Origin of the sequence: Nonomuraea coxensis DSM 45129, assembly GCF_019397265.1 — a bacterium.
GTDB lineage: Bacteria > Actinomycetota > Actinomycetes > Streptosporangiales > Streptosporangiaceae > Nonomuraea > Nonomuraea coxensis.
This window is the reverse complement of record NZ_CP068985.1, coordinates 2,008,307-2,032,830: the sequence shown is the minus strand read 5'-3', so window position 1 is coordinate 2,032,830 and position 24,524 is coordinate 2,008,307. Positions and strand designations below refer to the sequence as shown.

The 24,524-nt window shown below is 73.3% G+C and carries 26 protein-coding genes; 12 read left to right on the top strand and 14 right to left on the bottom strand.

Annotated elements, in window-relative coordinates:
* Positions 1-29: 29 nt before the first annotated feature.
* Both Nocox_RS09840 and Nocox_RS09835 read left to right on the top strand, forming a co-directional pair.
* Positions 30-1,337: a DUF2252 domain-containing protein gene (locus Nocox_RS09840; protein WP_020544351.1), complete on the top strand. Its 1,308-nt coding sequence runs from the start codon at positions 30-32 to the stop codon at positions 1,335-1,337.
* A gap of 31 nt (positions 1,338-1,368) precedes the next feature.
* The gene (locus tag Nocox_RS09835; RefSeq protein WP_026214570.1) at positions 1,369-2,115 is read left to right on the top strand and encodes an SDR family oxidoreductase; all 747 of its coding nucleotides are present in this window, start codon (positions 1,369-1,371) and stop codon (positions 2,113-2,115) included.
* Here the strand turns inward: Nocox_RS09835 and Nocox_RS09830 are convergent, their stop codons facing one another.
* From Nocox_RS09830 to Nocox_RS09820, 3 genes are all read right to left on the bottom strand, one after another.
* On the bottom strand, positions 2,116-2,916 hold the full coding sequence (locus Nocox_RS09830; RefSeq protein WP_020544349.1) for an ATP-grasp domain-containing protein: 801 nt from the start codon (positions 2,914-2,916) through the stop codon (positions 2,116-2,118).
* Between the two features lie 70 nt (positions 2,917-2,986).
* Complete coding sequence (locus tag Nocox_RS09825) at positions 2,987-3,247, bottom strand: hypothetical protein (RefSeq protein WP_020544348.1); 261 nt, start codon at positions 3,245-3,247, stop codon at positions 2,987-2,989.
* A 21-nt stretch (positions 3,248-3,268) separates the two neighbouring features.
* A complete protein-coding gene (locus tag Nocox_RS09820; protein WP_157383158.1) occupies positions 3,269-3,580 on the bottom strand; it encodes a hypothetical protein in 312 nt (103 codons plus the stop codon).
* 150 nt (positions 3,581-3,730) lie between these two features.
* Here Nocox_RS09820 and Nocox_RS09815 point away from each other — a divergent pair, with 150 nt between their 5' ends.
* Positions 3,731-4,462: an NIPSNAP family protein gene (locus Nocox_RS09815; RefSeq protein ID WP_020544346.1), complete on the top strand. Its 732-nt coding sequence runs from the start codon at positions 3,731-3,733 to the stop codon at positions 4,460-4,462.
* Positions 4,463-4,549: 87 nt separating this feature from the next.
* On the opposite strand, the gene Nocox_RS09810 is transcribed toward Nocox_RS09815, so the two are convergent.
* Both Nocox_RS09810 and Nocox_RS09805 read right to left on the bottom strand, forming a co-directional pair.
* Positions 4,550-5,293: a class I SAM-dependent methyltransferase gene (locus Nocox_RS09810; protein WP_020544345.1), complete on the bottom strand. Its 744-nt coding sequence runs from the start codon at positions 5,291-5,293 to the stop codon at positions 4,550-4,552.
* A 19-nt stretch (positions 5,294-5,312) separates the two neighbouring features.
* Complete coding sequence (locus tag Nocox_RS09805) at positions 5,313-6,035, bottom strand: SDR family oxidoreductase (RefSeq protein WP_020544344.1); 723 nt, start codon at positions 6,033-6,035, stop codon at positions 5,313-5,315.
* Between the two features lie 54 nt (positions 6,036-6,089).
* Here Nocox_RS09805 and Nocox_RS09800 point away from each other — a divergent pair, with 54 nt between their 5' ends.
* Genes Nocox_RS09800 through Nocox_RS09785 form a run of 4 tightly spaced genes read left to right on the top strand, consistent with a single transcriptional unit; the run spans position 6,090 to position 9,346 of the window.
* Complete coding sequence (locus tag Nocox_RS09800; RefSeq protein ID WP_020544343.1) at positions 6,090-6,818, top strand: enoyl-CoA hydratase family protein; 729 nt, start codon at positions 6,090-6,092, stop codon at positions 6,816-6,818.
* 5 nt (positions 6,819-6,823) lie between these two features.
* A complete protein-coding gene (locus tag Nocox_RS09795; protein ID WP_020544342.1) occupies positions 6,824-7,615 on the top strand; it encodes a CoA transferase subunit A in 792 nt (263 codons plus the stop codon).
* Positions 7,599-8,321 (top strand): CoA-transferase subunit beta, encoded by a 723-nt coding sequence (locus Nocox_RS09790; protein WP_020544341.1) that lies wholly within the window; start codon positions 7,599-7,601, stop codon positions 8,319-8,321. The genes Nocox_RS09795 and Nocox_RS09790 overlap by 17 nt, the downstream gene beginning before the upstream one ends.
* Complete coding sequence (locus tag Nocox_RS09785) at positions 8,318-9,346, top strand: NAD(P)H-dependent flavin oxidoreductase (RefSeq protein ID WP_020544340.1); 1,029 nt, start codon at positions 8,318-8,320, stop codon at positions 9,344-9,346. The genes Nocox_RS09790 and Nocox_RS09785 overlap by 4 nt, the downstream gene beginning before the upstream one ends.
* On the opposite strand, the gene Nocox_RS09780 is transcribed toward Nocox_RS09785, so the two are convergent.
* Positions 9,300-10,004 carry a DNA alkylation repair protein gene (locus Nocox_RS09780; RefSeq protein WP_020544339.1) on the bottom strand — a complete coding sequence of 235 codons (705 nt, stop codon included), beginning with the start codon at positions 10,002-10,004 and terminating at the stop codon, positions 9,300-9,302. The two genes, Nocox_RS09785 and Nocox_RS09780, sit on opposite strands and share 47 nt — an antisense overlap.
* The gene (locus tag Nocox_RS09775; protein WP_020544338.1) at positions 10,001-10,669 is read right to left on the bottom strand and encodes a TetR/AcrR family transcriptional regulator; all 669 of its coding nucleotides are present in this window, start codon (positions 10,667-10,669) and stop codon (positions 10,001-10,003) included. Before Nocox_RS09775 ends, Nocox_RS09780 begins: the two co-directional genes overlap by 4 nt.
* Positions 10,670-10,766: 97 nt before the next feature.
* On the opposite strand from Nocox_RS09775, the gene Nocox_RS09770 reads away from it, so the two are divergent.
* The 3 genes from Nocox_RS09770 to Nocox_RS09760 are packed head-to-tail and all read left to right on the top strand — an operon-like array spanning position 10,767 to position 14,206.
* Positions 10,767-11,942, top strand: a complete 1,176-nt coding sequence (locus Nocox_RS09770; RefSeq protein WP_020544337.1) for an acetyl-CoA C-acetyltransferase — start codon at positions 10,767-10,769, stop codon at positions 11,940-11,942.
* Positions 11,943-11,968: 26 nt separating this feature from the next.
* On the top strand, positions 11,969-13,531 hold the full coding sequence (locus Nocox_RS09765) for a glycoside hydrolase family 3 N-terminal domain-containing protein (RefSeq protein WP_020544336.1): 1,563 nt from the start codon (positions 11,969-11,971) through the stop codon (positions 13,529-13,531).
* A gap of 3 nt (positions 13,532-13,534) precedes the next feature.
* Positions 13,535-14,206 carry a pentapeptide repeat-containing protein gene (locus Nocox_RS09760; protein ID WP_020544335.1) on the top strand — a complete coding sequence of 224 codons (672 nt, stop codon included), beginning with the start codon at positions 13,535-13,537 and terminating at the stop codon, positions 14,204-14,206.
* A gap of 6 nt (positions 14,207-14,212) precedes the next feature.
* Here the strand turns inward: Nocox_RS09760 and Nocox_RS09755 are convergent, their stop codons facing one another.
* Entirely contained in the window at positions 14,213-15,073 is an 861-nt protein-coding gene (locus Nocox_RS09755; RefSeq protein ID WP_084685732.1) for a LysR family transcriptional regulator, read from the bottom strand.
* A gap of 89 nt (positions 15,074-15,162) precedes the next feature.
* Here Nocox_RS09755 and metE point away from each other — a divergent pair, with 89 nt between their 5' ends.
* The gene (gene metE, locus Nocox_RS09750) at positions 15,163-17,334 is read left to right on the top strand and encodes a 5-methyltetrahydropteroyltriglutamate--homocysteine S-methyltransferase (RefSeq protein ID WP_020544333.1); all 2,172 of its coding nucleotides are present in this window, start codon (positions 15,163-15,165) and stop codon (positions 17,332-17,334) included.
* Positions 17,335-17,393: 59 nt separating this feature from the next.
* On the opposite strand, the gene Nocox_RS09745 is transcribed toward metE, so the two are convergent.
* The 5 genes from Nocox_RS09745 to Nocox_RS09725 are packed head-to-tail and all read right to left on the bottom strand — an operon-like array spanning position 17,394 to position 22,278.
* On the bottom strand, positions 17,394-18,314 hold the full coding sequence (locus Nocox_RS09745; RefSeq protein ID WP_051112610.1) for a carbohydrate ABC transporter permease: 921 nt from the start codon (positions 18,312-18,314) through the stop codon (positions 17,394-17,396).
* 2 nt (positions 18,315-18,316) lie between these two features.
* A complete protein-coding gene (locus Nocox_RS09740; protein WP_020544331.1) occupies positions 18,317-19,228 on the bottom strand; it encodes a carbohydrate ABC transporter permease in 912 nt (303 codons plus the stop codon).
* The gene (gene ngcE / locus Nocox_RS09735) at positions 19,228-20,637 is read right to left on the bottom strand and encodes an N-acetylglucosamine/diacetylchitobiose ABC transporter substrate-binding protein (RefSeq protein WP_020544330.1); all 1,410 of its coding nucleotides are present in this window, start codon (positions 20,635-20,637) and stop codon (positions 19,228-19,230) included. Before ngcE ends, Nocox_RS09740 begins: the two co-directional genes overlap by 1 nt.
* 36 nt (positions 20,638-20,673) lie before the next feature.
* Complete coding sequence (locus tag Nocox_RS09730) at positions 20,674-21,408, bottom strand: sugar isomerase domain-containing protein (protein WP_020544329.1); 735 nt, start codon at positions 21,406-21,408, stop codon at positions 20,674-20,676.
* Positions 21,409-22,278, bottom strand: coding sequence for a MurR/RpiR family transcriptional regulator (locus Nocox_RS09725; RefSeq protein WP_246649759.1), 870 nt, complete (start codon positions 22,276-22,278; stop codon positions 21,409-21,411).
* A gap of 79 nt (positions 22,279-22,357) precedes the next feature.
* Here Nocox_RS09725 and Nocox_RS09720 point away from each other — a divergent pair, with 79 nt between their 5' ends.
* On the top strand, positions 22,358-23,341 hold the full coding sequence (locus Nocox_RS09720; RefSeq protein ID WP_157383157.1) for an N-acetylglucosamine kinase: 984 nt from the start codon (positions 22,358-22,360) through the stop codon (positions 23,339-23,341).
* A gap of 30 nt (positions 23,342-23,371) precedes the next feature.
* Here the strand turns inward: Nocox_RS09720 and Nocox_RS09715 are convergent, their stop codons facing one another.
* Positions 23,372-24,451 carry a thiolase C-terminal domain-containing protein gene (locus tag Nocox_RS09715; protein WP_020544326.1) on the bottom strand — a complete coding sequence of 360 codons (1,080 nt, stop codon included), beginning with the start codon at positions 24,449-24,451 and terminating at the stop codon, positions 23,372-23,374.
* Positions 24,452-24,524 lie beyond the last annotated feature (73 nt).

The window sequence follows — 24,524 nt, the reverse complement described above, 5'->3', positions numbered from 1 at the left end:
GAAGGGCTCGCGGGGTTACCGTCCGTGGCATGGGCACACGCACCACCTTCCTCCTCGACGTCCTCATGACCGAGTTCGGCGACTCGATCGCCCGCGATCCGGCCGCGTTCCGCCGCAAGTTCCGCAAGATGGCGGCCTCGCCGTTCGCCTTCTACCGGGGCAGCGCGTGCCTGTTCTACGCGGACCTGGCCGGGCCGTACGCCGACGACGCCTACCTCGACGAGCCGACCGGCCGCGTCTGGATCCACGGCGACCTGCACGCCGAGAACTTCGGCACGTACATGAACGCCTCCGGCGAGCTGGTGTTCAACGTCAACGACTTCGACGAGGCGTACGTGGGTCCGTACGTCTGGGACCTCAAGCGCTTCGCGGCCAGCGTGGCGCTGCTCGGCTACGCCAAGGCGCTGTCGGACGAGGCGATCGGCGGGCTGGTGGCCGACTTCGCGGGGGCGTACCTGGAGGAGCTGACCGCGATCGCGGCGGGCGGCGACGACGCGATCGGCTCGCTCACGCTCGGCACCACGACGGGCGTGCTGCACCGGGTGCTCCAGACCGCCCGGCTCAGCACGCGGGTGGCGCTGCTGGACGTGGAGACCGTGATCGACGACTACGACCGCCGCTTCGCGCTCGTGGACGGGCGCGAGCCGGTGGACGGGGCCACGCGGGAGGCGGTGCTGGCCGCGTTCGCCGGTTACCTGACGACGCTGCCGGGCGACGGCGGGCCGGCCGGGCGGGCGGTCGAGCACGTGGTCAAGGACGTGGCGCTGCGCAAGGGCGTGGGCATCGGGTCGGCGGGGCTGCCGTCGTACAACCTGCTGCTGGAGGGGCGCTCGCAGGCCCTGGAGAACGACGTCATCCTCTACATGAAGCAGGCGGCGGCGCCGGCGGTGGCCCGGCACGTCACCGACGAGAAGGTGGCCTCGTACTTCCTGCACCAGGGGCACCGCACGGCCGAGTCACAGCGGGCGCTGCAGGCGTACGCCGATCCGTGGCTGGGCTACACCACGCTGGACGGGGTCGGGCAGCTCGTCGCCGAGGTCTCGCCGTACTCGGCGGACCTGGACTGGGACGACGTGAACGAGCCGGGCGAGCTGCGCTCGATCATGCGCGACCTGGGCCGCGCGGTGGCGCGCATGCACTCGGTGGCCGACGACGAGTCCAGCCACGACCTGGTCGACTTCTCGACGGAGGAGGCGATCGTGGCGGTGATCGGCGGGGACCGGCCGGGGTTCACGGCGATGCTCGTGGAGTTCGCCCACCGGTACGGCGCCCAGGCCCGCGGCGACCACCAGCGGTTCGTGGACCTGTTCCGCAACGGCCTCCTGCCCGGGGTGTGAACCGACCGGCCGGTATGGCATGCTCCGGACCATGACTCTGTTCTCGGTGGAAGGCAAGACGGTCGTGGTGACCGGCGGCTCGCGCGGCATCGGCCGGATGATCGCGGCGGGTTTCGTGGCGGCGGGCGCGAACGTCTACATCTCGGCGCGCAAGACGGCCGAGGTCGAGAAGACGGCCGCCGAACTGGGCTGCGCCGCCGTGCCCGCCGACCTGTCCACGGCGGAGGGGCGCGAGAGCCTCGCCTCGGCCGTGGACGGGCCGCTGCACGTGCTGATCAACAACGCGGGGGCGACCTGGGGCGCGCCGCTGGAGGAGTACCCGGAGTCCGCCTTCGACAAGCTCTGGAACATCAACGTCAAGGGCGTGTTCGCGCTGACCCAGCGGTTCCTGCCGCGGCTCCGGCAGGCCGCCGGGCCGGACGACCCGGCCCGGGTGATCAACGTGGGCTCGGTGGACGGCATCCGCGTGCCGGTGCTGCCGACCTACGCCTACTCCTCCACCAAGTCCGCGGTGCACATGCTCACCCGGCATCTCGCCCGGCACCTGGCGAAGGAGCACATCACGGTCAACGCCATCGCGCCGGGGCCGTTCGAGTCGAAGATGATGGCCTTCGCCCTCGACGACCCCGGCACCCGGGAGACCATCGAGGCCGGCGTGCCGCTCGGGCGCATCGGCCGGCCCGACGACATGGCGGGCACGGCGATCTTCCTGGCCTCGCGGGCGGGGGCGTACCTGACGGGGACGGTCATCCCGGTGGACGGCGGGATCACCGCCTGACTACAGCAGCTCGACCAGGGCCTTGGCGAACGCCTGCGGAGCGCCGGGGTCGTGGCGCAGGAACAGGTAGGGCTCGGTCAGCTCCAGCTCGATGACCGCGGGCTCGCCGCCGGGCAGCCGGACCAGGTCCACGCGGGCGTACAGCAGCGGGTCCGACATCGTGGCGAGCACCCGCTCGGCCAGCTCGACCTGGTCGGCGGCGGGCGTGCGCGCCTCGGCCAGCGAGGCGTCGGCGGCGCCGCCCGCCAGCATCGGGTTGCGGCGCACGGCGTGGCTGAGCCGGCGGTTGAAGTAGAGCAGCGAGGTCTCGCCCTCGGTCTCCACCATGTCGAGGTAGGGCTGCACCATCGGCGTGCGCCCGGCGGCCTCCAGCGCCGCGGCCAGGGCGACGGCCTCGCCGCGGTCGCGGGTGCGTACGGTGTCGCGGGCACCCGCCGAGACCGCGGGCTTGACGACGTACTCGGGCCAGTGCGGCAGGTCCTCGGACGACCAGTGCGTGGGCACCGACGGCAGGTCGCGCAGGTAGGTCTTGTCGGTGTTGGCCGCGATCACGGCGGACGGATTGAGCAGCCGGGTGACCGACTCCACGCGGCGGGCCCAGGCCAGGAACTCCGCGCGCCGGGGCACGTAGTCCCACACCGAGCGGACGACGACCGCGTCGTAGGCGCTCCAGTCGACGGCGGGGTCGTCCCAGCGTTCGGCGCGGCCCTCGACGCCGGCCGCGCGCCAGGCCGCGAGGACCAGAGGGAGCTCGTCGTCGGTGTCGTGCCCGTCAAAAGTGGCATACGCGCAGATAGTCACCCAGAGATGCTAATACGGCACGAGCCAGGCCCTTTCCGGCCTGGCTCGTACGCGACGGGGTGAACGCCGGTTACCAGTCGATGACGTCGTCGACGGAGGAGCTGCCGCGGTGGGTCGTCGTCACGGCGTTGCCGTTGACGTTGCTGACGCCGGTCGCGTTGGCGCCGGAGGTGTTGCGGTTGACCACGCTGCCGAAGATGTTGCCGGACTGGGAGGCGTTGGTGTTCCTGCTGGCGTTGCCGGAGTTGGTGTCGGCGTGGGCCGGGGCCGACAGGAGGGCGGCGCCCGCCGCGGCCGCCACGAGGACACCGGTCATGAAGAGCTTCCTCATCGAGTGAAGGTCCTTTCGAGCTCAGTCGAAGATGTAGGTCACGACGATGCCGCCGTGGGCGGCGGTCGAGGCGATGCCGTTGACGTTGTTGACGTTCGTCGAAGCGCCCTGGCCGCGGTTGGCCGCGGCGACGTCGCCGAAGGTGTTGCCGGACTGGGACGACCCGCTGTTGGCGCTGCCGTTGCCGGACCAGGCCCAGCCGTACGGCCAGCCGCCGGGCCAGACGTCGGCGTGGGCGGGGGCAGCCGCGAGGACAGCCGCGGGGACAGCAAGGAACGCGCCGCCGGCGACGGCTGTCACCACTGCCGCCGCGGCGCACACTCTTCGGATCAACTCTGCTCCTTCGCCGTCGGGGAGGCGTTCTCGTGACGACCCTATAACTCACAGTTGCCGATGAGTAGCGAAGAGTAGTCAGAATTTTCTTCGGGGCGGACGGGTCACTGACACAGCGCTGTCAGCGACCCGGGCCTACCGTCGCCTGCCATGACGATCTGCGAACTGCGGCGCTACACCCTGCGTCCCGGGCGGCGCGACGCCCTCATCGAGTTGTTCGAGCGGGAGTTCGTCGAGTCGCAGGAGGCCGCCGGCATGCGGGTGACCGGCACCTTCCGCGACCCGGACGCGCCCGACACCTTCACCTGGCTGCGCGGCTTCCCCGGCATGCCGGCCAGGAAGGCGGCGCTGGAGAGCTTCTACTCGGGGCCGGTGTGGCTCGCCCACCGGGACGAGGCCAACGCCACGATGCTCGACTCCGACGACGTCCTGCTGCTGCGGAAGCTCACCGGGCCCGTCCTGAGGCCACGGCCGCCGGTGGGGTCCCGGGCGCTGCCGGCGGCGACGTACGTCGCCACGATCTACCCCGTGGACGGCGACCTCGCCGGGCACTTCGCCGCCGTGGTCGCGCCCGCCCTGGCGGAGGCCGGCGTGCCGCCGGTCGCGTCCTTCGTCACCGAGCGGGCCGAGAACACCTTCCCGCGGCTGCCGGTGCGGAGCGGGGTGAACGTGTTCGTGTGGTTCGCCCGGTCGGAGCAGCCCGAAAACGCGGACCCGGCGGCGGACCCGGCGGCGGACCCGGCGGCGGACCCGGCGGCGGACCTGGCGGCGGACGTGGCGGCGGACGTGGCGGCGGTGGATCTGCCGCTGGTGGGGTCGCGGCTGACGGGGGCGCCGCAACGGCTCCGTCTTCGCCCCACGGCGCGCTCCGCCATGCGCTGACCCCTCCTCCGACGAGATCATCGACACCCTGACCGACCTGCTCCTCCACGGACTCGGCGGCCCCTGAGGAGACCGGTCGCCGCACCGTCAGGCGGCTTCGAGGACGAAGAACAGGAAGCTCAGGAAGCTCAGGCCGGTGCGCTCGCGGAACTGCTCGGGGAACACCTCGCGGGCCTCCGGCACGGCGGGCGGTTCGCTGATGACGCCGATGCGGAAGCCCGCCTCCGTGAAGGCCGCGGTCATCGCGTGCAGCGGCCGGTCCCAGAAGCTCAGCCGGGCGGTCTGCCCGCCCATGTGCCATTCCTCGATCCGGTTGCGGGTCTCGAAGTACCGGGGCTTCTCCCCGGCCGCGTACTGCACGAGGGTGATGGCGAAAGGATGGTCGACCGAGACGAGGAGCCGGCCGCCGGGCCGCAGCACGCGCCGCAGCTCGGCCAGCGCCGGCCCCCAGTCCTCCAGGTAGTGCAGCACCAGGGACGCGATGACGTCGTCGAACGCGCCGTCGGGGAAGGGCAGCGGGCCCGCCAGGTCGGCGACCCGCAGGTCCGCGTCGGGGCCCAGGCGCCGCCGCGCCATCTCCAGCATCCCGGCGCTCGCGTCGACGCCCGTCACGACGGCGCCTCGATCGCGCAGCGCCGAGAACAGGGGGCCCGAGCCGCAGCCGGCGTCGAGGATCCGCCGTCCGGTGACGTCGCCGGCGAGCTCCAGCATCGCGGGGCGTTCGTAGTAGGCGTTCACGAGACTGGTCTCGTTCTCCGCCGTGTACCCCTCGGCGATGCTGTCGTAGGCGGCCTTGACTCGCTTCTCGGGCGTAGCAGACATGCGGGCCATTGTGCTCCATCAGCCGCGGTCAGCCGTTCTCCGCGAGGTGGCGCCAGAGGGGGGTCTCGCCGCCGCCGTCCACCCGTACCTCCGCGCCCGTCACGTAGCCGGGGGCGGCGAGCCACAGGCACGCCTGCGCCACGTCGGCCGGGGTGGCGAGGCGGCCGGCCGGGATCGCCGCCCCGAGGCCCTGGTCGCCGTAGTGGCCGGTGGCGGCGGTCTCGGTCGCGGCCAGGCCCACCACGACCGTGTTGACCCGCACCTCGGGCGCCCACTCGGCGGCGAGGCAGCGGGCGAGGTGGTGCAGCCCGGCCTTGGCGGCGCCGTAGGCGGAGGTGCCGGGCGAGGGACGGACGCCGCTCACGCTCCCGATCATCACCACCGCCCCGCGCGCGGCGGCCAGCAGGGGCCGGGCGTACTGCGCGACCAGGAGCGGAGCCGTCAGGTTGAGCTCGATGACCCGGGCGTGCAGGCGCGGCGAGGTGCCGGCCAGCGGCGCGTACGGCGACCCGCCCGCGTTGTTGACCACCACGTCGAGCCGCCCGAACCCGGCCATCAGCCGCTCGACGTCCTCCGGCACCCGCACGTCGGCCGGGACGAACCGGAACTCGGCCCGCTCGGGCGGATGCCGGGCGCACACGGTGACGTCGGCGCCCGCCCGCGCGAAGGCCCGTGCGACGCCGAGCCCGATGCCCTTGGTGCCGCCGGTCACCAGGACGGACCTGCCCGTGTAGTCGTAAGTGACGGTCACGGGTGCTACCGTACCAAGCAAGCGTTAGGTGCAACCAGGAGGTGGGGCGGCGGGATGGGGATCACGCTGCGGGCCGGGCCGGTCGCCGAGGTCGTCATGGACGTCCCCCCGGTGAACGCGCTGACCGTACGGGCCTGGGACGAGCTGGCCACGACCCTGCGGGCGGCCGGGGACGACCCCGCGACCCGCGTGGTCGTGCTGCGCGCCGAGGGGCGCGGCTTCAACGCCGGAGTGGACATCAAGGAACTGCGGGACGCACCCGGCCACGAGGCGCTGGTCGCCGTCAACCGGGCCTGCTACGCCGCCTTCGCCGCCGTCTACGAGTGCGCGGTCCCCGTGATCGCCGCCGTGCAGGGACACTGCCTGGGCGGCGGCGTCGGCCTGGCCGGCAACGCCGACATCGTGGTGGCCGCCGAGGACGCCTACTTCGGGCTGCCCGAGGTGGACCGGGGCGCGCTCGGCGCGGCCACCCACCTCGCCCGGCTGGTGCCGCAGCACCTCATGCGGGCCATGGTCTACACGTGCAGGAACGTCACGGCGGCCGAGCTGCGCGCGTTCGGCTCGGTGCTGGAGGTCGCGCCGCGCGACAAGCTGCGCGAGGCGGCGCTGGAGGTGGCGGGGCAGATCGCGGCCAAGGACCCGTACGTCGTCCGCCGCGCCAAGGAGTCGCTCAACGGCATCGACCCGGTGGACGTCCGGCGCAGCTACCGCTTCGAGCAGGGCTTCACCTTCGAGCTCAACCTGATGGGCGCGGGCGATCGGCACAGGGAGCGGTTCCGGTGACCCCCATGAACGTGCCCCGGACGAAGGTGATGACCGCCGAGCAGGTCGCGGCCGGCCTGGAGAGCGGCATGACCGTCGGCATCGGCGGCTGGGGGTCGCGGCGCAAGCCGATGGCCCTGGTGGCGGCCGTCCTGCGCTCGCCCGTCCGTGACCTCACCGTCGTCTCGTACGGCGGGCCGGACGTCGGCATGCTGTGCGCGGCCGGGAAGGTGCGCCGGGTGGTGGCGCCGTTCGTCACGCTCGACTCGATCCCCCTGGAGCCGCACTTCCGCCGCGCCCGGCAGGCCGGGGAGATCGAGTTCACCGAGTACGACGAGGGCATGTTCATGTTCGGCCTGCTGGCGGCGGCGCACCGGCTGCCGTTCCTGCCGACGCGGGCGGGTCTCGGCTCGGACGTGCTGCGGGTCAACCCGGAGCTGCGGACGGTGCGCTCGCCGTACGGGGACGGGGAGGAGCTGGTCGCGGTGCCCGCGCTCGCCATGGACGTGGCGCTGGTGCACCTCAACAGGGCCGACCCCCGGGGCAACGCCCAGTATCTCGGCCCCGACCCGTACTTCGACGACCTCTACGCCAAGGCGGCGGCCCGCTGCTACGTCTCCTGCGAGCGCCTGGTCGACACCGCCGACCTGCTGAAGGAGGGGCCTGCACAGTCGCTGCTGATCAGCAGGTCCATGGTGACCGGCGTGGTGGAGGCGCCCGGCGGCGCCGGCTTCACCGCGTGCGAGCCGGACTACGGGCGCGACGAGGAGCGTCAGCGGCGTTACGTGGAGACGGGGCGTGATGACGAGCAGGGCTGACGTGTGCGTGCTGGCCTGCGCCGAGGCGTTCCGCGGCGACGGCGAGATCCTGGCGGCCGGGATCGGCGGGGCGGTCACGGTGCTGGCGGCGCGGCTGGCGCGGCTGACGTTCGAGCCCGGCCTGCTCACCCACGACGGCGTCTGCCTGCTCACCGGCGACGTGCCCGCGCTGGGGCGGCCTCCGGAGGTCGTGGAGGGGTGGCTGCCGTTCCGCGACCACCTGTGGCTGGTGCTGAACGGCCGCAGGCACGTCATGCTCGGCGCGAGCCAGATCGACCGGCACGGCAACACCAACATCTCCTGCGTGGGCGACTGGGCCCGGCCGAAGGCGCAGCTCCTGGGCGTGCGCGGCGCGCCGGGCAACACCCGGTGCGACCCGACGAGCTACTGGATCCCCCGGCACACGCCGCGCGTGTTCGTGCCGCGGGTGGACATGGTGAGCGGGATCGGCACCGACCGGGGCGCGTACGACCTGCGCCGCGTGGTGACGAACCTGGCCGTGCTCGACTTCGCCACCCCGGACGGGTCGATGCGGCTGGCGTCGGTGCATCCGGGGGTGAGCGTGGCCGACGTGGTGGCGGCGACCGGCTTCGAGCTCACGGTGCCCGCCGAGGTGCCGGTGACGAGGGAGCCGACCGCCGCGGAGCTGGACATCCTCGACCGGCTCGACCCCGGACGGGCCCGCGAGCGCGAGGTCCCGGCGTGAGGACCGCGCTGACCTCCCTGGTGGGCTGCCGGCATCCGATCGTGCAGACCGGCATGGGGTACGTCGCGGGCGCCCGGCTCGCGGCGGCCGCCTCCCGGGCCGGCGCGCTCGGCGTGATCGGCGCGGCCACCCTGTCGGTCGAGGAGATGACCGCGGCCATCCGCCGCGTCAAGGAGCGCACGGACCAGCCGTTCGGCGTCAACCTGCGCTCCGACGCCGACGACGCGGCCGAGCGGGTGGAGGTGCTGGTGCGCGAGGGCGTGCGGGTGGCCTCCTTCGCGCAGGCGCCCCGGCGGGACCTGATCGCCCGGCTCAAGGACGCGGGCGTGGTCACGATCCCGTCGGTGGGCGCGCGCCGGCACGCCGAGAAGGTGGCCGCGTGGGGCGTGGACGCCGTGATCGTGCAGGGCGGCGAGGGCGGCGGCCACACAGGACCGCTCGCCACCACCCTGCTGCTGCCCCAGGTGGTGGACGCGGTGGACATCCCGGTGATCGCGGCCGGGGGCTTCTTCGACGGGCGCGGCCTGGTGGCGGCCCTGGCGTACGGGGCCTGCGGCGTCGCCATGGGCACCCGCTTCCTGCTCACCGCGGACTCGCCCGTGCCCGACGAGGTGAAGAAGGTCTATCTGGCCGCCCGCGAGACCGTGGTGACCACCAAGGTGGACGGGGTGCCGCACCGGGTGCTCGCCACGCCGTTCGTGGCCGGGCTCGAACGCCTGCGCCTGGCCCGCGCGGTGCTGAACGCGGCCCGTTTCCGGCGGCTGTCGGGCCTGTCGTGGGCGGCGGTGCTGCGCGAGGGCCGGCGAACGCGCCGGGCCAGGGAGCTGAGCTGGGCGCAGGTGCTGCAGGCGGCCAACACCCCGATGTTGCTGCGCGCGGCCATGGTCGAGGGCAGGGCGGACCTCGGGGTGATGGCGTCGGGGCAGGTCGTGGGGGTGATCGACGACCTGCCGACGTGTCAGGAGCTCGTGGAGCGGGTCATGGCCGAGGCGGCGGAGGCGCTAGGGCGGCTGGGACGTTCTTGAGCGCCTCGCGGCGGCTCAGGCCCGACAGGCCCTTGGCGCGGACGTAGCGGACGACCTCGGCCGGGTTGGTCTTGGCGTATTCGCGTAACGCCCAGCCGATCGCCTTGCGGGCGAAGAAGTCGTTGTCCGACAGGCTGGGCTCGATGCAGGCGTACAGGAGCGCGGTGTCGGTGCGGGACTTGAAGCGGTTCTGGCAGAGGATGGCGGTGCGGCGCTTCCACAGGTCGGCGTCGTGCGCCCACTCCAGCATGAGGGGGCGCATCGAGTCGGGGTAGGCGGCGAGCAGGCCGCCGACGCGGTGGGTCGCCAGCTCGTCCACGAGGTCCCACCAGGCGCCGGTGACGATCATCTCCTCGTACATGGGGATGGTGTAGAGGGTCTGGAAGCGCCGGTAGTAGTGGTGGCCGGACAGGTCGACGGCGGCGTAGCGCTCCTCGCGGTATTCCGCCTCGCGCCACAGCGTGAGGACCGCGCGCCGCCACTCGGGGGCGCTGTCGATGCGGTGCTCGGCGAAGACGCGGCGCAGCGTGGCCCGCCGCGGCACCGCCTGGACGCCGAGGAACGGCATGCGGGACTTCATGTAGGCCCGCATGGTCTCCGCCTTGTCCGGCTCGGCCGCCTCCTGGAGGGCCAGCCGGACCGCTTTGCCCAGGCTCATCCTTGGGGCTGCGTCGTCCGCTCGCCGGTGGCGAGACCGTCGAACAACACCGTGATGTAGTGCTCGGCCAGGCCGTTGGTGTTGAGCCTGCCTCCCGGGCGGAACCAGCGCACCGCGACCCAGATGGTGTCGCGGATCATCCGGTAGGTGAGCTTGGGGTCGACGTCGGCGCGGAACTGCCCGGCGGCCTGGCCGGCCTTGATCTGGGTGACCCAGATCTGCTCGACCTCGTCCTCGGCCTTGACGAGGTAGTTGAAGCGCTCGAACTGGCGCAGGTAGTTCCAGTCGTTCTGCATGACGGTGATGGCGGCCCTGTGGGGCTCCAGGGTGCCGAAGCCGATGCGGACCATGTCCGACAGCACCGTGCGCGGGTCGGCGCTGGTGTCGACGGCGGCGCGGTAGCGGGCGATGAGGTCGTCGAGGAAGGTGGAGAGCACCTCGTCGACGATCGTCTCCTTGGAGTCGAAGTGGTGGTAGAGACTTCCGGAGAGGATGCCCGCCTCGTCGGCGATCTCGCGTACGGTCGTGGCCTGGAAGCCCTTGCGCGCGAAGAGCTCCGCGGCGAGCTTGACGAGGTGGTCGCGGCGCTCGGAGGCCGAGCCTGATGCGGCCCGCTGGCGCTTCGCCGGTGTGGTGGTGCTGCCGGAGTTCTTTCGCGTGGTCACGTCACCATTATGAGCCCTCGCACAATCGCTTGTTCACAGTACGAGCCCAGCTCATCCGGCATTCCGCGCTTTACCAAGCGCTTGTTAGGATGCCGGGATGAGAGAGGCGTACATCGTCGGCGCCGTCCGCAGCCCCGTCGGGCGCAGGAACGGCGGCCTGGCCCGCACCCATCCCGCCGACCTCGGCGCCCACGTGCTCAAGGAGCTGATGAGCGGCGTGGACGCCGATCCCTCGGCCGTCGAGGACGTCATCTTCGGCTGCGTGGACACCGTCGGCCCGCAGGCGGGGGACGTGGCCCGTACCTGCTGGCTGGCCGCCGGACTGCCCGAGGAGGTGCCCGGGGTCACGGTGGACCGCCAGTGCGGCTCGGCCCAGCAGGCGCTGCACTTCGCCGCCCAGGCCGTGCTGTCGGGCACGAGCGACCTGGTCGTGGCGGGCGGCGTGCAGAACATGAGCATGATCCCGATCTCCTCGGCCATGCTCGCCGGGCAGGCGCTCGGGCACGCGGACCCGTTCACCGGCTCCAAGGGCTGGGCCGCCAGGTACGGAACCCAGGAGGTCTCCCAGTTCACCGGCGCGGAGCGGATCGCCGAGCGGTGGGACCTGTCGCGCGAGGACATGGAGCGCTACGCCTGCGAGTCGCACCGCCGGGCCCTGCACGCCATCGACGCCGGATATTTCCGGCGGGAGATCGCCCCCTGCGACGGCGTGGCCGACGACGAGGGCCCGCGCCGCGACACCACGCCGGAGCGGATGGCCGCACTGAAGCCCCTCGTCCCGGGCGGCCGGCTGACCGCCGCGCTCGCCTCGCAGATCTCGGACGCGGCCGCCGCCCTGCTCGTCGCCTCCCCCCGCGCGGTACGCGACCACGGCCTGACCCCGCGCGCCCGCGTCCACCATCTCTCGGCCCGCGGCGACGACCCGATCACCATGCTGACCGCGCCGATCCCGGCCACCGCGCACGCGCTCGGCAGGACCGGCATGTCGATCGACGACTTCGACGCGATCGAGGTGAACGAGGCGTTCGCCCCGGTCGTCCTGGCCTGGATCAAGGAGACCGGGGCGGACCCGGCCCGGGTCAACCCGAACGGCGGCGCGATCGCCCTCGGCCACCCGCTCGGCGCGACCGGCGCGGTGCTGGCCGTCAAGCTGCTGCACGAGCTGGAGCGGACCGGCGGCAGGTACGGCCTGCAGACCATGTGCGAGGGCGGCGGCCAGGCGAACGTCACCGTCATCGAACGCCTGACGTCAGAAGATGCCTCTAGCAAATAAGAAACTTTCCTATTAGATTCGAGGGCATGCCACAGAGCGGTGACCTGCTGCGCCTCGCCGACGCCGTCCTCTTCCCGGGCTTCACCGGGCGGACGCCACCCGACTGGCTCCGCCGCAGGCTCGGCGAGGGGCTGGCCGGCGTCGCGCTGTTCTCACGCAACATCGCCGACCCCGAACAGCTCGCCCGGCTCACCGCCGGGCTGCGCGCCGAGAACCCCCTGGTGCTGGTCGGCACCGACGAGGAGTCCGGCGAGGTCACCCGCCTGGAGGTCGCGCGCGGCAGCAGCAGGCCCGGCGCGTACGCGCTCGGCGTCGTGGACGACGAGGCCCTGACCGAGGCCGTCGCCCGCGACCTCGGCGCGGACCTCGCGAGGGCCGGGATCACCGTCGACTTCGCGCCGTCCGCCGACGTCAACGCCAACCCGGACAACCCGGTCATCGGGCTGCGGGCGTTCGGCGCGGACCCTGAGCTGGTCGCGCGGCACACGCGGGCGTTCGTCCGGGGGCTGCAGGCGGCGGGCGTGGCGGCCTGCGCCAAGCACTTCCCCGGGCACGGCGACACCTCGGTCGACTCGCACCACGGCGTGCCCGTGGTCGCGGGCGACGGCGTCGAGGACGCGCTGCTGCCGTTCCGGGAGGCGATCAAGGAGGGCGTCAGGACCGTCATGACGGGGCACCTGCTCGTGCCGTCGTACGACGCCGAGCTGCCCGCCACGCTCAGCCCCAAGCTGCTCACCGGGCTGCTCCGCGAGGAGCTGGGCTTCGACGGCGTGATCGTGACCGACGGCATCGAGATGGCGGCCGTGTCAGGGGCGTACGGGATCGGGGGCGCCGCCGCCCGCGCCATCGCCGCCGGGGCGGACGCGATCTGCGTCGGCGGAGAGCGGGCCGACGAGGCGACGGCCGTGGAGATCCGCGACGCCGTCGCCGCCGCCGTGGCCGGCGGACTGCTGCCCGAGGAGCGGCTGGCCGACGCCGCACGCCGGGTCCGCGAGCTGGCGACCTGGGCCGCCACCTCCTCGGGCGGCACCCTGACATCCGGGACCGGCTCCCGGACCGGCTCCCCGGACGGCGTGCCGGGGCCGGACGGAGGGCCGGGGCCGGGCGGAGGGCCGGGGCCGGGGAGTGAGCTGGGGCTGGTGGCGGCCCGGCGGGCCGTGCGGGTGACCCGCCGCTCCACCGCCCCGGTGCTGCCGCTGTCCGGACCGGCGTCCGTCGTGGAGCTGGCGCCCGAGATGAACCTCGCCATCGACAAGGGCACCCCGTGGGGCGTCGGCGAGCCGCTGTCGCGCCTGCTGCCCGGCACCACCGTCGCCCGGCTGACCGCCGCCGAGGCGACGGGCGCGGCGCTGGAGCGCCTGCTCGGCGCGGCGACCGGCCGCCCGCTGGTGATCGCCGTGCGCGACGCCCACCGCTACGCCTGGCAGGGCGAGGCACTGCGGCACCTGCTGAGCGCCCGCCCCGACGCGGTCGTGGTGGAGATGGGCCTGCCCGCGCGGGCCGACCTCGGCGCGGCGCACGTCGCCACGTACGGCTCGGCCCGGGTCTGCGGGCAGGCGGCGGCGGAGGTGCTGACCGGTAGGCTCTGAGCCGTGGAGTTCGACGGCGAGGACCTCTCCCGCAAGGCGCTGAGCGAGCGGCTGCCCTCCGGCGAGCCGCATGTCTTCCGAGGCTGCGACCTCACCGAGACCGACCTGTGGGGCGCCTCGCTGGGCGGGGCCGTCTTCGACTCGTGCGTGCTCGACCAGACCGACTTCCGCCGGGCCGATCTCGACGGGGCGGTGTTCACCGGCGGGGGCGGGATGCGCGTCCGCTTCACCGACGCCGACCTCATCGACGCCGCCTTCACCGACGTCGACCTGTCGTCGGCCCAGTTCGCCGGGGCGCTGCTCACCGACGCCTCCTTCACCGGCTGCCGCATGATCGGCGCCTCGCTGACCGCCTCGCGCGGCACCGGCTTCCGGCTGGCCCGCTCAAACCTCACGCTCGCCAACCTCGGCGGCTGCTCGCTGCGCGGCGAGCTGGTCGAGGGCGTGCGCTTCGACGACGCCGACCTGTCGGGCTGCGACTTCACCGGCGCCACCTTCAGCGACTGCCGCTTCATCGGCACCCGGCTGCTCGGCACCACGTTCGCCAAGGCCGACCTGCGGGGCGCCGACCTCGGGCAGCCCGACGACGCCAAGCTGCGCGCCTTCGCGGGCGCGGTGATCAACCAGGCCCAGGCCAACGCCATCCTCGCCGCCCGCGGCATCACCGTCCTCTAGGCGCCCCTACCTGGTCCACAGGGCGTCCTGGACGGCCTGCACCAGGGCCATGAGCTCGGGCGTCACCCGTTCCCTCGACCACGCCAGCGCGTACGTGATCCGCAGCTCCCCCGCCTCCAGCGGCACGAAGCGCACGTCGTCCCTGCGCACGGCGCGGACCAGGAGCTGCGGGATCGGCAGCACGCCCGCGCCGGCGGCCACCAGGTCGAGGCCGGCGGCGAAGTCGTCGTCGGGCACCAGCCGCGCGTGGCCGGGCAGCCCGGCCCACGGGCGGGCGGAGGGGGTGAGCAGGGTCTGGCCCGCCAGGTCGTCCGGGACCAGCCGGGGGCGGGCGGCCAGGCGGTGCCCGGCGGGCACGGCCACGTGGTCGACGGTCACGTGGAAGCGCGCCGCCGTGACGAACGCGGCCGGCGCCGGCGTGGCGAGGATGGCCGCGGAGACCTCGCCCGCGGCCAGCGCCCGCGCGGCCTCGGCACGGCCGGCGGCCCGCAGTTCCACCCCGATCGACGGCCCCATCGACGGGCCGCGCCCGGCCAGGCGGCGGACGACGCGGGCGGCGAGCGTGCCGACGAGCGGTGGATAAGCCAGGTGAATGGTCGGGCGGGCGAGCCTGGCGGCCTCGGCGGTGAACGCGGCGGCCGACTCCAGCGCCTGCTCGGCGTAGGGCAGCAGGGCCTTGCCCGCCGCGGTGAGGCGTACCTCGCGGGCCGAGCGCTCGAAGAGGCGGACCCCGGCGGCGCGCTCCAGGCGGGTGATGGCCTGGCTCATCGCCGGCTGCGACATGCCCAGGTCGGCGGCGGCGGCCGAGAAGCTGAGCCGGGCGGCGACCCGGGTGAAGCAGTGGATCTCCCTGAGCATAAGCAGCATCGATCCATCGTGCACGACCGGACCTCGGGTCGGCACGATCACGGCGATCAGTCGTTCACTCGTTCGCCGAAGAGGAAGCCGAGGGCAAGATGTCGCCGTTTCCGACGTCCACCGTGCTGGGATATCCGCGGATCGGTCCGCGCAGGGAGCTGAAGCGGGCGCTGGAGTCGTACTGGGACGGGCGGAGCACGCGGGCCGAGCTGGAGCGGGCCGGGGCGGAGCTGCGCGCGCGGACCTGGCGCAGGCTGGCCGGGCTGGGGCTGGAGGGGCTGCCGTCCAACACCTTCTCCCTGTACGACCACGTGCTCGACACGGCGGTGCTGCTGGGCGCGGTGCCGGAGCGCTACAGGGAGGCCGCCGACCCCTACTTCGCGATGGCGAGGGGCACCGACGGGCTCGCGCCGCTGCGCATGACGAAGTGGTTCGACACGAACTACCACTGCCTCGTCCCCGAGCTCGGCCCGGACACGGCGTTCAAGCTGGACGCCGCCAAGCCGCTCGGCGAGATCCGGGAGGCGCGCGCCCTCGGTTACGAGACCCGGCCGGTGTTCGTGGGCCCGGTGACGTTCCTGCTGCTCGCCGGGGCGCTCGACCGGCTGGACGACGTGCTTCCCCTCTACGAGCAGCTGCTCGGCGAGCTGGCCGCCGAGGGCGTGGCCTGGGCGCAGCTCGACGAGCCCGCGCTCGCGGCCGACCGGACGCCGGAGGAGCTGGCCGCCGTGCGCGCCGCCTACGAGCGGCTGGGCGCGGTGCGGGCGCGGCCCCGGCTGTTCGTGGCGTCGTACTTCGGCGAGCCGGGCGCGGCGCTGCCCGCGCTGGCGGCCACGCCGGTGGAGGCGATCGGCCTGGACCTGGTACGGGGCGGCGTCCCCGCCGTGGACCTGGCGGGGAAGACCGTGGTCGCGGGCGTGGTGTCCGGGCGGGACGTGTGGCGGACCCCGCCGGAGCGGGCGCTCGCGACGCTGGCGGCCCTGTCCGCGACCGGGGCGGAGCGGGTCGTGGTGAGCACGTCGTGCTCGCTGCTGCACGTCCCCCACGACCTGGCGGACGAGCCGGAGCTGGATCCGGCGCTGCGGGCCCGCCTCGCGTTCGCCGACCAGAAGGTGGCCGAGGTCGTCGCCCTGGCGGGAGCGCTGGACGACCTGCCCGCGTCCGGGCCGCGAGAGAGCGGGCCGTCCGTGGCGCTGCCCGTGCCGCCGCCCGACGGGGGCCGGTCCCCTTACCCGGTGCGGGCGGCGGCGCAGGCCGCGCGCCTCGGGCTGCCGCCGCTGCCGGTGACGACGATCGGCTCGTTCCCGCAGACCGGGGAGCTGCGCGCGGCCCGCGCCGCCGTCGCGGCGGGCACCCTCACCGAGGACGCCTACGAGCGGCGCGTCGCCGCCGAGATCGAGCGGGTGATCCGGCTGCAGGAACGGCTCGGCCTGGACGTCCTCGTGCACGGCGAGCCCGAGCGCAACGACATGGTGCAGTACTTCGCCGAGCGCCTCGACGGCTTCGCCGTCACCAGGAACGGCTGGGTCCAGTCCTACGGCTCGCGCTGCACCCGGCCGCCGATCCTGCACGGCGACGTGCGCCGGCCCGCGCCGATCACCGTCCGGTGGGCGGAGCACGCGCGGTCGCTGACGGACAAGCCGGTCAAGGGCATGCTGACCGGGCCGGTGACGATCGTGGCCTGGTCGTTCCGCCGCGACGACCTGCCGCTGCGGGACGTGGTGTTCCAGGTCGCGGAGGCCGTCAGGGAGGAGGTGGCCGACCTGGAGGCGGCCGGGCTGCCGATCATCCAGGTGGACGAGCCGGCGCTGCGCGAGCTGCTGCCGCTGCGGCGGGCGGCGCAGGAGGAGTACCTGGAGTGGGCGGTGGCGGCGTACCGGAGGGCCACATCGGGGGCCGGGGACAGCACGCAGATCCACACGCACCTGTGCTACTCGGACGCCGACCAGATCCTGGCCGCGATCGACGGGCTGGACGCCGACGTGACCACCATCGAGTCGGCCCGGTCGGGGGCGCGCATCCTGGGGGCGGTGGAGGGGTTCGGGCGCGGGCTCGGGCCGGGCGTCTACGACATCCACTCGCCCCGGGTGCCGCCGGCGGAGGAGGTCGAGGAGCTGCTGCGCAGGACGTTGCGGGCGCTGCCGGCCGGCCGGGTGTGGGTCAACCCGGACTGCGGGCTGAAGACGCGGACGTACGAGCAGGTGGAGGCGGCGCTCACCAACGTGGTAACGGCCGCCCGCCGCCTGCGCGCCGGGCTGTCCCCGGCCTGAGCCGGGCCAGGGGACAGCCGCGGGGGCGGCCGGGCGCGCGGGCCGACCGCGCGCCCGGCCTATTTCACCGCACCCGCGGTCAGGCCGGCCTGGATCTGGCGCTGGAAGACCGTGTAGACGACCAGCATCGGCAGGATGGCCAGGGTCAGGGCGGCGAACAGGGCCGACCAGTCCTGGTCGTAGCCGGCGGCGGTCGAGATGTCGGCGATGCCCTGCGTGAGCACCCATTTGTCCCGCTCCTGGAGCAGCACCAGCGGGAGCTGGTACTGGTTCCACTGGCCCAGCACGTTGAAGATCGTGATGCTGACGATGCCCGGCCGCGCCATCGGCAGCATGATCTGGAAGAACACCCGCGTGTGCGAGGCCCCGTCCACCATGGCCGCCTCCCCCACCGCCGTCGGCAGCGTACGGAAGAAGGCCGACAGGAAGAAGACGGTGAACGGCATCGAGTACGCGATGTACACCAGCACGAGCCCGGCGTGCGTGTTGAGCCCGATGAACGGCCCGACGACCGGCACGTTGCCCATGTTCTGGACGACGAAGAACAGCGGCGTCAGCGCCAGGTAGACGGGGAAGGCCAGGCCCGAGACGAACAGCAGGTAGATCGCCCGGTTGCCGCGGAAGGGGTAGCGGGCCAGCACGTACGCCGCCATCGACCCGACGAGCATCGTGCCGAACGTGCTGAACGCCACCACGACCACACTGTTCAGCATGTACTGCCCGATGTGCGCCTGCTCCCAGGCCCGCGCGAAGTTGTCCCAGCGCAGGGCGGCAGGCAGCGACCAGGCGTCGCCGAAGATCTCGTCCTCGCTCTTGACCGACGCCAGGAACGTCCACACCATCGGCACGATCACCAGCAGCGTCCAGACCAGCAGCGCCACGTGCGTGAGCACGCCCAGCGGACCGAGCCGCCTCCTGCGCTCCCGGCGGGCGAGCCTGCGCGAGTTCGCCACCGTCCATGACGTCGTCGTCGTGCTCATCTCTAGTACTCGATTCGTTCGCGCCGGGACAGGCGCAGCGACAGGACGGCGAACCCGACGATGAAGAAGAACATCATCACGCCGAGGGCGGAGGCGTAGCCGAAGCGGAAGTACTGGAAGGCGTTGCGGTAGATCTCGGCGGCCATGACCGTGGTCGACCAGTCGGGGCCGCCGTGCTGGTCGGTCATCACCCACACGATCGCGAACACGTCCAGGGCGAGGATGCCGAGGTAGACCCAGGCGACCTGGACGGTGTCCCAGAGCAGCGGGAGCGTGATGCGGAAGAAGAGGCTGAGCCGGCCGGCGCCGTCGATCTGCGCCGCCTCGAACATGTCCCGGGGGATGCTCGCCAGGCCCGCCGAGAACAGCACGACGTAGAAGCCGACGGCCTGCCACACCATGACGCCGAGCACCGACCAGAACGCCACGTCGGGGTCCGACAGGAACCCGATCGGCCTGACGCCGAGCGCCATGAGCGGGCCGTTGAGCATGCCGCTGCCGTCCGGCCGGAACACCTGCTGGAACAGCACCGCCACCACGGCGACGGCGAGCACCTGCGGGAAGAAGAACACCACGCGGTAGAACTTCGACCCGCGGATGCCGGTCAGGCCCTGGGCGCCGCCCACGTTGAGCAGGAAGGCGAAGAACAACGCGATGACGATCGTGATCAGCGGCAGCAGCACCAGCAGGGCCGCGTTGTGCGTGACGGCCTTCCAGAAGATGTCGTCGCCGAAGAGCCGGACGAAGTTGTCCAGGCCGATGAAGGCGGGCGTGGCCGTCACGCCCCGCCAGTCGGTCGTCGCGATGTAGAACGCCTGGGCGTACGGCGAGATCACGTAGACCAGGTAGAGAATCACCGGGGCTGCCAGGAACGAGGTGATGAACAGCCCACGGCGATATCTGTTGAACAGCATCAGCGCTTGTACTTCTTGATCGAGGAGTCCTTCTTGAGGTCGTCGGCCTTCTTCTGCAGGCGCTCCAGGTAGGCCTCCGGCTTGAGCCCGCCGGTCATCAGCTCGCCGGTGGCGGCGATGGCCTCGTCCTTGAGCTGGGCGTACCAGGTCTGCCAGCGGTAGTAGACGACGTTCTGGCCGGCGTCGGCGAACGCCTTGGTGGCGCTGGCCGCGCCCGGGGAGAGCTGGCGGCCATCGCCCGCGCCCTTGACCACCGAGACGGTCCTGACCAGCTCGCTGAAGTCGCCGGCCGCCTTCTTCGACAGCATGGCCCGCAGGTACTCCATGCCGCCCTGCGGGTTGGGGGACTTGGACGGGACGATGAAGTTCTCGCTCGGCTGGCTGTGCAGGGTGCCGTACGGCATCGCGTCGGAGCCGGTGATGTCGGGGATGGGGAACATCCCGTACTCGAAGTCGGCCGGGGTGGTGGTCTTCTGCTCGTTCTCCAGCCAGGAGCCGGAGGGCAGCATGGCGACCTTGTACTTGTTCTGGGCGGTCTGGGTCTGGACGTGGTCGAGGCCCGGGGTGCCCTCCATGAGGTATTTCGCGCCGATCTCGGCCCAGGCGGTGGCCGAGGTCTTCATGGCCTCGCTGGTCCAGGCGCCGTCCTCCAGGTTGTCGATGTTGACCAGGACCTCGTTGCCGCCGATCTTGGCGGCCATGGTGAGCAGCGGCTCGTACAGGTATTGGGGGAACTTGCCGGCGTAGGTGAAGGGCGCCATCTTGCCGGACTTCTTGATGGTCTCGCAGAGCTTGAGGAACTCGTCCCAGGTCTTCGGCGCCTCCCAGCCGTTGTCGCGGAACGCCTTCTGGGAGTACCAGATGCCGAAGATGTAGTTGACGTAGCCGAGCACGCTGAAGGTGCCGTCGTAGGTGCCGAGGTCGATGACGGCCTGGTCGATGGTGTCGCGGACCTTGACGTTGGGGTCGTCCCAGCTCGGGGCGTCGAGCAGCGGGGTGAGGTCCTGGAGCTGGGAGTCCTGGGCGAGGGCGCCGAAGTCCATGGCGTTGGCGCCGGAGTTGTCGATCACGTCGGGCGGGTTGCCGCCGGCGAAGCGCGGCTGGAGGACCTTGGTGATCTCCTTGGTCGCGTTGTGCTTGATCGGCGCGTCGGGGTACTTGGCGGCGAACAGCGGCTGGTGGATGTTCTTGGCGTAGTCCTGGCCGAAGCCGCCGTCGAAGATCCACACCTCCAGCGGCTTCTTGCCGTCCACGCCGAACGGGTTGGCGGCGCTGGTCGCGACCGGCGCGGCCGAGCCGGACGCCGAGGGCTTGGCGGCGGGGGTGGCGCAAGCGGCGAGCGCGCCGGCGACGGGCACGAGGGCCGCGCCGCGGAGGAGTTCACGCCTGCTGATATGGGGGGTGGGCATAACGACTACTCCTGACTTTCTGCGATTCGCGGATCGTCACGCTCCGCGTCTGATGCGGCCCTGGTAGCGGCTCTCCAGGGCCTTGTTGTGCTCGTCACCGCCCGTCACGTTCGCGGACAGGTAGACGGGGGGCGTCTCCCCCAGGGCGACGAGCTCGTCCACCGCCTCGGTGACCACCATCTGCGCCAGCAGCGCCGAGGTGATCGTGGACACCGCGCCGTAGCTGCCGCCGCCGGGCAGGTCGAGGATGGCGTCCCCGTACGGCGCCCCGTTGTCCAGGACGACGTCGGCCAGGTCCATGACCTTGGCCCCGGACGGGTGGCGCGAGGTCATCGCGGTGCTGTGCGCGACCGAGGTGAGGGCGATGAGGGGGTGGCCGCGGTCCTTGACGAGCCGGGCGAGCTCGACGACCGCGCCGTTGACGCCGGAGCTGGAGATCAGCACGAACACGTCCTGCGGCTCGACCGGCGCGAGCGCGTAGATCTCGTGCGCGATGGCGGGATCGCGTTCCAGCTCGGGGGTGAGCACGCCCGGCGGGCGGCCCCCGTGCAGGACCAGGTCGCGGGGCGAGAGGCGGTTGCTCGGGACGAGCCCGCCCGCCCGTCCGGCGATCTCCATGGCGATGGCCTCGGAGTGGCCGGAGCCGAAGGCCTGGACCACCCCGCCGGCCCGCAGCGCGGCCACCAGCAGCGCGGCCGCGCGCTGGACGGGCTGCGCCTGGCTCTCCGCGACCCTGCGGGCCAGCTCCAGGACCTCGTTGACGTACGACATTCAGCCTCTTTCCACCCGGTGGCTCTCCACGGCGCTGATGGTGCGCTCGAACGCCTCGTTCGTGCGCTCGTAGGTGCGCTGGGCGACGGCCACGTACACGGCGTCCAGCACGAAGACCTGCGAGTGGACGGCGGCCAGCCCGCCCAGCCGGAACGTCGTCTCCCTGCTGGCGGTGGTCAGCACCAGGTCGGCCAGCTCGGCCAGCGGGCTGCGCGGGAAGGAGGTGACGGCGACCGTCAGCGCGCCGTGGCTGCCCGCCTCGGCCAGCGCTTCCATGACCTCGCGGGTGCGGCCCCGGTGGCTGATGCCGACGGCCACGTCGCCCTCCTTGAGCAGCGCCGCCTCCGCGAGGGCCACGTGCGCGTCGCCCGCGCTCCAGCCGGGGACGCCGATCCTGCGCAGCCGCCCCTCCAGCATCCGCGCGACGTCGCCGCTGGTGGAGACGCCGACGAGGAGCACCCGGGGCGCCGCCACGACGGCGTCGGCGACCCTGGCCACGGTGTCCAGGTCGAGCTGGGCGGCGGTGTCCTGGATGAGGCGGGTGTCGGCGGCGGCCATGACCTCGATGGCGGTGTCGAGCGGGTCGTCGGGCCCGATCTCGTGGCCCACGCCCGCGCCCCAGCCCGCCTGGGCGGCGCGGCCGGTCTCGGTGGCCAGCGCGACGCGCAGCTCGGCGTAGCCGGAGAAGCCGAAGGCCCGGCAGAACCTGGTCACGGTCGCGGGCGAGCTGCCGGCCCGCTCGGCCAGCGCGATGATCGTCGATCGCGCGGCCTCGGCGGGGTCGCCGAGTATCACCTCGCCGACCCGGCGCAACGCCTCCGGCAAACCGGGCAGCTCTGTCTCGACACGTGCGAGGGCACCTGAAGTCACGAATATTCCTTCCGAATACCCGGTCTTGCGGCGAAAATTATTCTTGCTAACGGGCGTAGTCAACCCCCAGACTCGGACCGTGACGAAATCGGGAGTGGGCGGAGCGCTGGTGATCGGCGTCGACGCCGGAGCCACCTCCACCCGGATCGCCGTGCACACGCTCGACGGCACGCGGGTGGGCTACGCGCGGGCCGGAGCGGGCAACCCCACCGCCCACGGGCTGGACAAGGCGGTGGCCGCGGTGCGGGAGGCGCTGTCGGCCGCGCTCGCCGGGCACGACGGCGGCCAGGTCGTGGCCTCCCTCGCCGGGGTCGCCGGGCACGTGCCCGAGCTGACGCGGGAGCTCGCGAAGGTCTGGGCCGATCACGGCGTGGCCGAGGGGCCGCGGTGCGAGGGCGACCTGCTCATCGGCTACGTCGCCGGCTCGGCCGAGCCCGACGGGGCGCTGCTGCTGTCCGGCACCGGCGCGGCGGCGGCCAGGATCACCGGCTTCCGGCTCGACGCGGTCGCCGACGCGCTCGGCTGGCTGCTGGCCGACGCCGGGTCCGGGTTCTGGATCGGGCGCGCGGCGGCGATGGCCGTGGTGGACGCCTTCGACCGCGGGCTGCCGGTCACGGCGCTGGACGACCCGGCGGACCGGCTCGTGCCCCTGGTGGGGCGGGACTTCCTCGGCGCGGAGCGGCCGGACACGCCGCGCGCCGTCGCCTCGCGCGTCGTCCGGCTGGCGCAGGCCGCCCCCATGCGGCTGGCGACCCTCGCGGCGCTGGTCAGCCGGGCCGCCGCGGCGGGCGACCCGATGGCCGTCACGATCGTCGAGGACGCCGCCGACCGGCTGGCCGCGACACTGCGCCGGGTGCACGTCTCCGGCCCGGTGGTGCTCGCCGGCAGCGTGCTGACCAGCGAAGGGCCGGTGCGCGCGGCCGTGACCGCGCGGCTGCCCGGGGTGCCGGTCAGCACGGCCCGCGACGCGGCGGGCGCGGCCGCCTGGCTGGCGGCCCGTCCCCTGCTGGCGGAGGACGAGGCGAAGGCGCTGCACGGCGTCTTCACCGGGCTCGGCCCCTGACCGCCCCCCGCCGCCGCCGGGGCGTGCGTCTCACGCGGTGAGGAGGGCCGCGCTGCCGTAGCTGCCGCCGAAGCCGGTCACCAGGGCCACCTCGTGCCGCCCGGTACGCAGCTCGCGGACCGCCTGGGCCACGTTGTTGAGCCCGTGCACGTACCCCTCCGACAGCAGGCCGCCGTGCGGGTTCAGCCAGGCGTGGCGGCGCTCCAGCAGGTACTCCCCCAGCTCCTCCCGGGCCGCCAGCCCGAAGTCCTCCAGCTGCCTGGGCACCAGCCACGAGTAGGCGTCGTAGGGCAGCATGACGTCCACGTCCGCGGGCCGCATGCCGGAGGCGTCCCAGAGCATGGGGGCCACGTACGCCGAGAAGATCGCGCTGACGTCGGCCGCCCGGTCCATCGACGAGCAGCCCGGCCCGCCCCCGCGCACCACGGCGCGCACCCGCGGCCCGTCCAGCTCGCCGCTGACCAGCAGCGCGCAGGCCCCGTCGGTCTCCTGGCAGCAGTCCACGGTGCGCAGCGGCGTGGCGACGTAGGGGCGGGCGAGGTACCCGGCGAGGTCCAGCGGCTCCCGGCGCAGCGCCCGGGGGTTGTCCCTGGCGTTCTCCCTGGACTGGGCGACCACGGCGTGCAGGTGCTCCTCGGTCAGGCCGGTCTCGTGCAGGTAGCGGGTGGCGGCCAGGGCGAACAGCGGGATCGGCCCGGCGAGCCCGTAGGTGAGCCGTTCCTGGGGGCCGGTCGGGACGGTGTTCATGCGCCGGCCGGACCGGCCGTTGAGCGCGCGGTAGATCAGGACGTGCCGCGCCAGCCCCGCGTGGATGAGCATGGCCGCGTCGCCGAGGATCGAGGCGGCCTGCGTGCCGCCGCCGGCGATGTCGTTGTGCCAGCCGAGCCGTTCGACGCCGAGGGCGCGGGCGACCTGGACGACGGGCGCGGAGTCGCCGAGGTGGTAGCTGAGCATCGCGTCCACGTCGCCGGGCCGCAGCCCGGCGTCGGCGCAGGCGGCGCGGCACGCCTCGGCGGCGAGCTCCAGCTCGGCGCGCCCGGAGCGCCGGGTCAGCGCCGTCATCCCGATCCCGGCCACGGCCGCCCGCCCGGCGAACGCCTGCGTTCCCACCCGCCCACGCTATCCGGCCAAGCGCTTGCTAGGCAAGTATGTATCGGCCGGCCGCAACCCCGCCCCTGGCCCG

Bases quoted from the DNA above. Each gene is read 5' to 3' on its own strand.
- Nocox_RS09765 (WP_020544336.1), top strand. From the start codon at position 11,969: ATGCCACAGAGCGGTGACCTGCTGCGCCTCGCCGACGCCGTCCTCTTC.
- Nocox_RS09800 (WP_020544343.1), top strand. From the start codon at position 6,090: ATGGGGATCACGCTGCGGGCCGGGCCGGTCGCCGAGGTCGTCATGGAC.
- ngcE (WP_020544330.1), bottom strand. From the start codon at position 20,637: ATGCCCACCCCCCATATCAGCAGGCGTGAACTCCTCCGCGGCGCGGCC.
- Nocox_RS09740 (WP_020544331.1), bottom strand. From the start codon at position 19,228: ATGCTGTTCAACAGATATCGCCGTGGGCTGTTCATCACCTCGTTCCTG.
- Nocox_RS09755 (WP_084685732.1), bottom strand. From the start codon at position 15,073: ATGCTGCTTATGCTCAGGGAGATCCACTGCTTCACCCGGGTCGCCGCC.
- Nocox_RS09745 (WP_051112610.1), bottom strand. From the start codon at position 18,314: ATGAGCACGACGACGACGTCATGGACGGTGGCGAACTCGCGCAGGCTC.
- Nocox_RS09770 (WP_020544337.1), top strand. From the start codon at position 10,767: ATGAGAGAGGCGTACATCGTCGGCGCCGTCCGCAGCCCCGTCGGGCGC.
- Nocox_RS09840 (WP_020544351.1), top strand. From the start codon at position 30: ATGGGCACACGCACCACCTTCCTCCTCGACGTCCTCATGACCGAGTTC.
- Nocox_RS09810 (WP_020544345.1), bottom strand. From the start codon at position 5,293: ATGGCCCGCATGTCTGCTACGCCCGAGAAGCGAGTCAAGGCCGCCTAC.
- Nocox_RS09795 (WP_020544342.1), top strand. From the start codon at position 6,824: ATGAACGTGCCCCGGACGAAGGTGATGACCGCCGAGCAGGTCGCGGCC.
- Nocox_RS09835 (WP_026214570.1), top strand. From the start codon at position 1,369: ATGACTCTGTTCTCGGTGGAAGGCAAGACGGTCGTGGTGACCGGCGGC.
- Nocox_RS09780 (WP_020544339.1), bottom strand. From the start codon at position 10,004: ATGAGCCTGGGCAAAGCGGTCCGGCTGGCCCTCCAGGAGGCGGCCGAG.
- Nocox_RS09825 (WP_020544348.1), bottom strand. From the start codon at position 3,247: ATGAGGAAGCTCTTCATGACCGGTGTCCTCGTGGCGGCCGCGGCGGGC.
- Nocox_RS09730 (WP_020544329.1), bottom strand. From the start codon at position 21,408: ATGTCGTACGTCAACGAGGTCCTGGAGCTGGCCCGCAGGGTCGCGGAG.
- Nocox_RS09815 (WP_020544346.1), top strand. From the start codon at position 3,731: ATGACGATCTGCGAACTGCGGCGCTACACCCTGCGTCCCGGGCGGCGC.
- metE (WP_020544333.1), top strand. From the start codon at position 15,163: ATGTCGCCGTTTCCGACGTCCACCGTGCTGGGATATCCGCGGATCGGT.
- Nocox_RS09790 (WP_020544341.1), top strand. From the start codon at position 7,599: ATGACGAGCAGGGCTGACGTGTGCGTGCTGGCCTGCGCCGAGGCGTTC.